The sequence below is a fragment of the Shewanella ulleungensis genome (assembly GCF_014648315.1).
In the GTDB taxonomy this organism is placed as follows: Bacteria; Pseudomonadota; Gammaproteobacteria; order Enterobacterales; family Shewanellaceae; genus Shewanella; species Shewanella ulleungensis.
Map to the genome: position 1 here is coordinate 321,995 of NZ_BMQW01000006.1, position 8,552 is coordinate 330,546.

The following is an 8,552-nucleotide window of genomic DNA, read 5'->3' on the forward strand; positions in this document are numbered from 1 at the left end:
AATCAGATTTCAATGTAAAACCAGACTTTTTATCATTGCTTTATATTTTTACACCTCAAGAATGCCGATTTTAACCACGTTTAAAAGCCATTTTTGTTCGACCTTGGTCTAACTGAGTTTAACCAGCTTGTTATATCTATACAAAATCGACTTAGTTAAGATATTAATTAATATGCCTTTTTTGTGTTTTTTATTGCGTTATCTCTATCCGGGTACGACTAAGGTCTTGATTGTGGTGCAGCTCTGAGTTGCTAAATTAACAATGACTTTACAAAAACTAACGATAGGGGAGTCGCAATGAGTTTTGAAAATAACGAAAAGGCAGCGGGATACTGGCGCGAAAATTTACGCTTAGTACTTAGCTTGCTTGCAATTTGGGCTGCAGTGTCATTTGGCTGCGGTATTTTATTAGTTGATATATTAAACGAATTCACCTTTATGGGATTCAAACTGGGGTTCTGGTTTGCGCAGCAGGGTGCAATGTATGTATTCGTGGCGCTGATTTTTGTTTACGTAGCGAAAGCTAATGCATTAGACAAAAAATACAATGTTCAGGAAGACTAAGGGGCACTACGATGGATGTTCAAACACTCACTTATTTAATTGTCGGCGCAACTTTCGCGTTGTACATCGGGATCGCCATTTGGTCTCGTGCAGGTTCTACGAAAGAGTTTTATGTTGCTGGTGGCGGTGTTCACCCTGTGATGAACGGCATGGCAACTGCGGCAGACTGGATGTCTGCGGCATCATTTATTTCACTAGCTGGTATTGTGTCGTTTGTTGGTTATGACGGTTCTGTATACTTAATGGGCTGGACCGGTGGTTATGTATTACTTGCTTTGTGCATGGCGCCTTATTTACGTAAGTTTGGTAAGTTTACGGTGCCAGATTTTATTGGTGACCGTTATTACTCGCAAACCGCGCGTACAGTTGCCGTCATATGTGCCATCTTTATCTGTTTTACCTACATCGCAGGTCAAATGCGAGGCGTAGGTGTTGTGTTCTCCCGCTTCTTAGAAGTCGAGGTTGAAACTGGTGTATACATAGGTATGGCAGTGGTGTTCTTTTATGCGGTGTTAGGCGGCATGAAAGGGATTACTTATACTCAGGTCGCACAGTATTGTGTGTTAATTTTTGCTTTCATGGTGCCAGCAATCTTTATTTCGGTGATGATGACAGGTCATATTTTACCGCAAATTGGTTTTGGTGCTGAGTTAGTTGATGCCGCTGGTAATGGCACTGGGGTGTACTTACTCGATAAACTTGACGGTTTATCAGCCGAACTCGGTTTTTCTCAATATACCGAAGGTTCTAAAGACATGATCGATGTGTTCTTTATTACGGGTGCATTAATGTTTGGTACTGCAGGTTTACCACACGTTATCGTGCGCTTCTTTACTGTACCTCGAGTAAAGGATGCACGAATCTCTGCGGGTTGGGCATTAGTGTTTATCGCAATTATGTATACGACTGTGCCTGCTTTATCTGCGTTTTCTAGAGTGAATATGATTGAGACCATTAATGGTCCAGATTCAACAGGTGTACCTTATGAGACAGCGCCTTCTTGGATTAAAAACTGGGAAAAAACCGGTCTTATTACCTGGGAAGATAAAAACAACGATGGCAAGATTTTTTACACCAATGGTGATAAAAATGAAATGAACATCGACCGCGATATTATCGTACTTGCTACGCCTGAAATTGCATCGCTTCCAGCATGGGTTATTGCCCTTGTTGCAGCGGGTGGTTTAGCGGCGGCATTATCGACTTCAGCGGGTCTGTTGTTAGTTATCTCAACGTCGGTATCGCATGACTTACTGAAGAAAAACTTGATGCCCGATATTTCTGACCAAAAAGAATTGATGTACGCTCGTATTGCGGCGGCATTAGGTGTAGTGATGGCCGGTTACTTTGGTATCAATCCACCAGGCTTTGTGGCTGCTGTGGTGGCAATTGCCTTTGGTCTTGCAGCAGCATCATTGTTCCCTGCAATTATCATGGGGATCTTCTCTAAGACAATGAACAGAGATGGCGCGATTGCCGGTATGGTGATTGGCTTACTCTCTACTGCAGGTTATATTGCTTACTTTAAGTTTATTAATCCTGCAGCTAATACATCTGAAAATTGGTTTTTTGGTATTTCACCTGAAGGTTTTGGCATGGTAGGGATGTTTATTAACTTTGGTGTGGCATTTGCTGTCAGTAAAGTGACGGCTAAGATACCTGATGAGATTGTGACTATGGTTGAGTCTATCCGTTTCCCTAAAGGATCGGGTGAAGCGCACGATCACTAATCACCGATGTTGATTTTAAACTAATTTAAAGAGCGCTTCGGCGCTCTTTTTGTTGGGCTTAAGTCCTATAGCAGCTATATCTAAGCCTTTGCTATAGTGTTTATATGATGTATTCAATATGGATATAATATGGATGCAAGTGAGCTACAACCCGTCGAGCAGTTTTTAGCTGCACATTCTCCATTTGATTCTTTACCCGCTGAGGTCATAAGCCGTTGTGCTAAAAACATCACGGTTGGCTATTACAGTAAAGCCTCTGCTTTTGTCGAATTTGATACTCAAAACCCTAAATTATATATCGTACGCAGTGGTGCATTTGAGGTGCGAGATCCTGACGGTGTGTTGGTCGATCGTGTTGCTGAAGGTGAGTGCTTTGGTTTTTCGACGTTATTGTCTGGCGAGAAAGTAGTGAATAAAGTCGCTATCTTAGAAGATGGTTTGGTTTACCACTTACCTCAAGCTATTTTTGCGCAGTTACGTGCAGAGCAGCGTAGTTTCGATCAGTTTTTTGCTCGAGCGTTTGCTAAACGTTTACGTAATGAGGGACGCTTTAAAGCTAAAGACCTTACCACAACCAGTCGTATTACTTCGATTATGTGTGCTAAACCCATTATTGTTCAGGCGCACGCGAGTGTAATCGATGCCGCTAAAATAATGCGTGAACACCGAGTGTCTTCAGTACTGGTGATTGATAATAATAAGCTTGTGGGTATTTTAACTGACCGTGATTTACGCAATCGAGTTATTGCTGAAGGGCTAGATGTGGATACCTTGGTGAGTCAAGCTATGACGGTCAATCCTATCTCCACTCATGCCAATGCATTGGTTTTTGAAACCATGCTAACTATGAGCGAACATAATATTCACCACTTGCCAGTTGTTGATGGTAATAAAGCCATTGGTATGATCACCAGCACCGATATTTTACGTGCGCAGCGTTCGCAGCCATTATTGTTAATCGGTGAAATTGGTCGACAAGGCAATATCGACAGTTTAATTCAAGTCAGTAAACAAATTCCGTTGTTATTACAAAATCTCATCAGTGCCGATGCTAGAGCTGAAGAGATTGGTCGAGTGTTAACCTCAGTGACTGATGCGTTAACGCGCCGATTAATTGAGTTGAACCAGCAAATTTTAGGTAAGGCACCGATGGCTTTCTGTTGGTTAGCATTTGGATCTCAAGGCCGACAAGATCAAGTGGCATGTTCAGATCAAGATAATGGCTTGTTACTGGCGCACGAGCCTGATGAATTTGCGGCAGCTTATTTTGAAGCGTTAACTAAGGCGGTTTGCAAAGGGCTTGATCAATGTGGTTATGTATATTGTCCTGGCGATATCATGGCTCAAAATCCTAAGTGGCGTTTACCGTTAAACCAATGGAAATCGTTATTTAAACATTGGGTGCTAACGCCAGAGCCTAAAGCACTAATGCATGCGAGTATTTTTTTTGATATGCGACCCGTATTTGGGCCAATCAACTTATTCAGTGAACTACAAGATGACGTGTTAACGTCGACGAAAGATAACGATATATTTCTGGCTGGCATGGCGGGGAACTCGTTAACTGAATCACCTCCGTTAGGTTTTTTCAGGAAATTTGTGCTCGAACGTGATGGCAGTGAAGTCAAAGGTATGGATTTAAAGCATAAGGGGAGTGCACTGATTAATGATATTGCCAGAGTATATGCATTAAGTGCAGGTATAAAGGAAGTGAATACCGCTAAGAGGATCAGGGCCTTGATGGATGCTAATATTATTAATCGCAAAGATGCGCTTAATCTTGCTGATGCACACGAATTTATTGCCCATATGCGTCTTGCTAACCAAGGGTATCAAGTCACAAATAATCTGCCGGTAAATAATTTTTTAAAGCCTCAGCATTTATCATCATTATTGCGTCATCAACTGCGTGACGCATTTAAAGTCGTACACGATGCTCAGGCTGGGATTAAATTGAAATTTTTGAGGAGTTTTTAGTGCCAACACTTTGGTGGCTCAAATTCTTGTTGTGGCGTAAAAAAATGACTGGTTTACCAGAGCCATTAAATCAGTATTTGCAGGCGATAACTCCAGCTCTGTCTTGCACCTTTCATGATGCGCCATTAATGGCTATTGATCTTGAAATGACAGGATTAGACCCTAAGAATGACCAAGTGATTAGTATCGGTTTAGTTCCGATAGTGAAAGGCGAGATCCCGTTAGCAAAAGCACAACATCTGATGATTGCGATTAGCGGCAGTGTCGGACAAAGTGCCACAGTTCATGGCATTGTTGATAATCAATTGCACAAAGCATTAACCTTACCAGAAGCGCTTGCATGGTTTTTATCGCAAACTGAAGGCCATATCTTAGTTGCGCATCATGCACCGTTAGACATCCAGTTTATTCAGCAGCAATTAGTTCGCTGTTTTGGTCATTCAATCCCGTTGGTATTTATCGATACTCTAGCGATTGAAAAAAAACGTAGATTACAACAACAAGATATTTTACAACAAGGATCGTTAAGATTAGGTGCAAGCCGAGCGCGTTACCATTTACCTGTATATTCTGCTCATAATGCTCTAGTGGATGCGTTATCTTGTGCAGAGCTCTTGCTAGCGCAAGTGGCGGCAATGGGTGATGTTAAAAAGTTAACGGTCAAGAAATTGATAGATGTGATTAGGTAGATGGTTCAATTGCTGTTTGCGATCAAAAACAAGAAAGCCAGATTAAGACTGACTTTCTTGTATTGATAATGCGTTATTCAGCAGTTCGAGCTTTACTGAAAAAATAATCGACAGCAGGCTTTATCAATTCAAGCGCCGTTTTATCACACGGTGGTAATGTTGCGTCACTCATCTTAATTGGCGTAGTGCGCTCACCCCATTTAAATAACATTGCTGCAGATGTTAACCCTGCACCAAAAGCACATGATAAAATGGTTTGGCCCGGCACTATTTTACCTTGTGACAAAGCATCACAAATCGCGATAGGGATTGTTGCTGCAGAAGTATTGCCATAGTCAGCAATATTAACAAAGGCTTTTTCTTTTGGAATTTTCATCCGGCTAACAAGAGTGTCGATAATACGCTCGTTAGCTTGATGCGGAATAACAAAGTCGACATCGTTGATGTCTGTGTTGCATTTTTCAAGCACTTTAGCGCTTAAATTACCCATGCCATGGATTGCGCGCTTAAATACGTCTTGGCCGTTGATATGGATATAAAAATCCAGAGATTCAGTATCAAATCGGTCCATTTGAGTGCCAAAGTTAGATTGTAAAATATCGCGACCTTCAGGGTCGTTATTTAGCTCATAACCTAATATTCCGCCAGGACTGTCGCTCGCTTCTAATACAATTGCACCAGCACCATCACCGAATAACACTGCTGTTTCACGGCGAGACCAATCTAAATAAAAAGACAAGCGTTCAGCACCAATGATAAGAATCTTCTTATTTTGGCCGCTTTTAATCATTGAACTTGCCAAACCCACACCGTACAAAAAGCCGCTGCATGCTGCGTTAATATCAAAAGCACCACATGTTGCGCCAATATTGGCTTGAACAGTAGACGCAATATTAGGAATCAACGTATCTGGGCTGGCGGTAGCTAAAATGATCAAATCTAATTCGCTGCCATCAATACCAGCGGCTGCAAGCGCATGCTTTGCTGCAACCGATGCCATTTCAGAAGTATTAACATGGCTTATATTACGTTTACTGATCCCTGTACGCGTTTTAATCCATTCATCGGTAGTTTCCATGAATGTGGCTAAATCGTCATTAGTCAGTGTTGCGGTCGGTACTGATTTTCCCCAACCGGTAATGTGTGCATACTGCATAGCATTTCTCTCAATATATGTTAACAGTCATCTTTCAATATCAATAAGTTGGCACATACGCTTATGTGTAACTGACGCTTATCATTGATAGCATGACTGTTGTTATGACTTAATTTTTTGTTCTACTAATTTGGTAATCGAGTCTGCAGCATGCAAAATATGTAGGCGCAGTAAATCGGTTGCTTTTTGGACATCACGATCTTTACACAGTTCAAGTAAAATTCGGTGTTCACGTTCAGCCGTTGGGATCCCGCCAGTAAATAGCAGCTGCAAGCGGATATAACGATCGCAATTTGTATTTAAGCCGTGAACCACATCGAGGGTATGGGGACGGTTAGCCGCCTCGTACAAACGAGTATGAAAACGCGTGTTCAGTTCACTCCAACTGGCCACAGATTCTTTCAGCTTAAATGCCAATTCCAGTTGGACAAGCACTGCTTCTGCTTCTGAGATATCTTCATCGGTCAAGTTGGGAATAGCTTTAGCCAATAAATCAGACTCAATCATGGCTCGAAGTTCAAATAACTCAGTGACTTGTTCAACTGACAGTTTAGTGGCCGTTGCCCCTTTATGGGGTTCAAAATTGACTAAACCTTCAGCTTCTAATTGCACTAAGGCTTCACGAACCGGAATACGGCTAACATTTAACTGTGCCGCAATTGCTGACTGCCTTAGCGGTTCGCCACCTTCTATATCACCAGAAAGGATCTGTTCTCTGAGCGCTTCCACAACAAGTTGTGTTCGTGTTTTGTGAATAATAGGAGGTATATTGCTCATGTATTTTTGTGTTCATCACTAATTTATTCGAGCAAGGGTAACGCTTAGTAGCGCCATTATAAAGTGAAACCTCTGCATAAATGCAGATAAACATCATAAAAATTGACTAAATGATCAAATACGTAATATTTAACAGTTTGTCTGGCACCAAATTGATGTCGGTGGGATAATCCACCCAGTATTGAGTTTGAGGAGTGACTAGGTTGAAAAAGGCTGTATTTTTAGATCGCGATGGCGTTATTAATAAAGACACTGGCTATGTGCATAATGTAGATGACTTCGAATATATCGATGGTGTATTTGAAGCATGCTTAGCGTTAAAAGAGATGGGTTATCTCCTTGTTGTCGTGACTAACCAATCAGGTATTGCCCGTGGTATGTATAGCGAAGACGACTTTCATCATTTAACCGAGTGGATGGATTGGAACTTTGCAGACAAAGGTGTCGATCTTGACGGCATTTATTATTGCCCGCACCATCCTGAAAAAGGCTTGGGTGAATACAAGCAAGATTGCGATTGTCGAAAACCTAAACCAGGGATGCTTAACTCAGCGGCTCAGTTTCTCAAAATAGATTTAAGCCAATCAGTTATGGTAGGCGATAAAGCGGATGATATGAGAGCGGCAAAAGCTGCGGGTATTACAAGCGCGATATTAGTTCGTTCAGGTAAAGTGGTCGATGAAGCGGGTATTGAGCTTGCTACGGCAGTAGTAGACAGCATTGCTGACGTACCGAAGTTACTTCGCCAGTCTTTATAAACAGATACTATTTAATATATAGGTAGCGTTAATGTGTAGAGTCTCGCTACCTTACTCAAAAATACACAGAAATTCATCTCAGGGTTAATAACAGTTTAGAAAAGGTATACAAGTAAGGTTTTGCTTTTCTATCTCATGGTATTATATTTTTGCTTGCTCGTTCATCGACTCGACTTTACCTCTTTATCTACATAGTTATTAATCTGCTCACTCTATATATCAATGCATTTTGCTCCTTGTACCCAATTAACATCGTATTAACTTCACTTCAGTCATATTTCGGACTCAATAAGGTTATTTAAACACTTTTTCTGTTCATAGTGCCGTTTACGGCCTTTGTAGACAAAGAAAATAATATTTATATAAGTCTTCAATAGGCCTTATTTGTACATAAAGGCAGCACAAACAACTCAAAACATGCGTTTGAGTTTAAAATATGCGCAATTAGGTATTAATATCAATAAAATTTGATAAAAGTACTTGCGCAATAAATTGAGTTCCCTATAATGCGCACCACTGACACGGAACACGGCGTCTAACGCTAGTTACCGAGTACGCTCTTTAACAATTTATCAAGTAATCTGTGTGGACATTCACAGGTATTGAGTTATTCGAAATTGTCTTCTTGTTCTTAGGAATGTAGGCAATCAAAAAATTTAACTCAATGATGAGAATGTTCATAGTAATATGACACTACAGCAATGTAGTGAGTAATTTGTAAGCTCTTTGAGCGAAGCGAATTATGACAGTAGAATTCATTGAGCCGAAATATTATTAACCGAATATTTCAAAAAACTTTAATTGAAGAGTTTGATCATGGCTCAGATTGAACGCTGGCGGCAGGCCTAACACATGCAAGTCGAGCGGTAACAGAGGGTAAGCTTGCTTACTTTGCTGACGA

General features: G+C 41.0%; 7 protein-coding genes and 1 rRNA gene. 6 read left to right on the plus strand and 2 right to left on the minus strand.

Going from position 1 to position 8,552, the window contains the following annotated elements:
• Nucleotides 1–297: 297 nt before the first annotated feature.
• The 4 genes from IEY40_RS13560 (at nt 298) to IEY40_RS13575 (ending at nt 4,960) form a co-directional block, all read left to right on the plus strand.
• A complete protein-coding gene (locus IEY40_RS13560; protein ID WP_188957018.1) occupies nt 298–564 on the plus strand; it encodes a DUF4212 domain-containing protein in 267 nt (88 codons plus the stop codon).
• A gap of 11 nt (nt 565–575) precedes the next feature.
• A complete protein-coding gene (locus IEY40_RS13565) occupies nt 576–2,294 on the plus strand; it encodes a sodium:solute symporter family protein (RefSeq protein WP_188957020.1) in 1,719 nt (572 codons plus the stop codon).
• Nucleotides 2,295–2,423: 129 nt separating this feature from the next.
• Nucleotides 2,424–4,271 (plus strand): DUF294 nucleotidyltransferase-like domain-containing protein, encoded by a 1,848-nt coding sequence (locus tag IEY40_RS13570; RefSeq protein ID WP_188957022.1) that lies wholly within the window; start codon nt 2,424–2,426, stop codon nt 4,269–4,271.
• Entirely contained in the window at nt 4,271–4,960 is a 690-nt protein-coding gene (locus IEY40_RS13575; RefSeq protein ID WP_188957024.1) for an exonuclease domain-containing protein, read from the plus strand. Before IEY40_RS13570 ends, IEY40_RS13575 begins: the two co-directional genes overlap by 1 nt.
• Before the next feature lie 73 nt (nt 4,961–5,033).
• On the opposite strand, the gene IEY40_RS13580 is transcribed toward IEY40_RS13575, so the two are convergent.
• Together IEY40_RS13580 and IEY40_RS13585 are read right to left on the minus strand one after the other, a co-directional pair.
• Entirely contained in the window at nt 5,034–6,116 is a 1,083-nt protein-coding gene (locus IEY40_RS13580) for a ketoacyl-ACP synthase III (RefSeq protein ID WP_188957026.1), read from the minus strand.
• Between the two features lie 102 nt (nt 6,117–6,218).
• Nucleotides 6,219–6,893, minus strand: coding sequence for a GntR family transcriptional regulator (locus tag IEY40_RS13585; RefSeq protein ID WP_188957028.1), 675 nt, complete (start codon nt 6,891–6,893; stop codon nt 6,219–6,221).
• A 203-nt stretch (nt 6,894–7,096) separates the two neighbouring features.
• Here IEY40_RS13585 and gmhB point away from each other — a divergent pair, with 203 nt between their 5' ends.
• Nucleotides 7,097–7,651, plus strand: coding sequence for a D-glycero-beta-D-manno-heptose 1,7-bisphosphate 7-phosphatase (gmhB, locus tag IEY40_RS13590; RefSeq protein ID WP_188957029.1), 555 nt, complete (start codon nt 7,097–7,099; stop codon nt 7,649–7,651).
• A gap of 798 nt (nt 7,652–8,449) precedes the next feature.
• Nucleotides 8,450–8,552, plus strand: a 16S ribosomal RNA gene (locus tag IEY40_RS13595); the annotation flags it as partial.

Coding starts and splice junctions, on each gene's coding strand:
- IEY40_RS13585 (WP_188957028.1), bottom strand. CDS start 6,893: ATGAGCAATATACCTCCTATTATTCACAAAACACGAACACAACTTGTT.
- IEY40_RS13565 (WP_188957020.1), top strand. CDS start 576: ATGGATGTTCAAACACTCACTTATTTAATTGTCGGCGCAACTTTCGCG.
- IEY40_RS13570 (WP_188957022.1), top strand. CDS start 2,424: ATGGATGCAAGTGAGCTACAACCCGTCGAGCAGTTTTTAGCTGCACAT.
- IEY40_RS13580 (WP_188957026.1), bottom strand. CDS start 6,116: ATGCAGTATGCACACATTACCGGTTGGGGAAAATCAGTACCGACCGCA.
- IEY40_RS13560 (WP_188957018.1), top strand. CDS start 298: ATGAGTTTTGAAAATAACGAAAAGGCAGCGGGATACTGGCGCGAAAAT.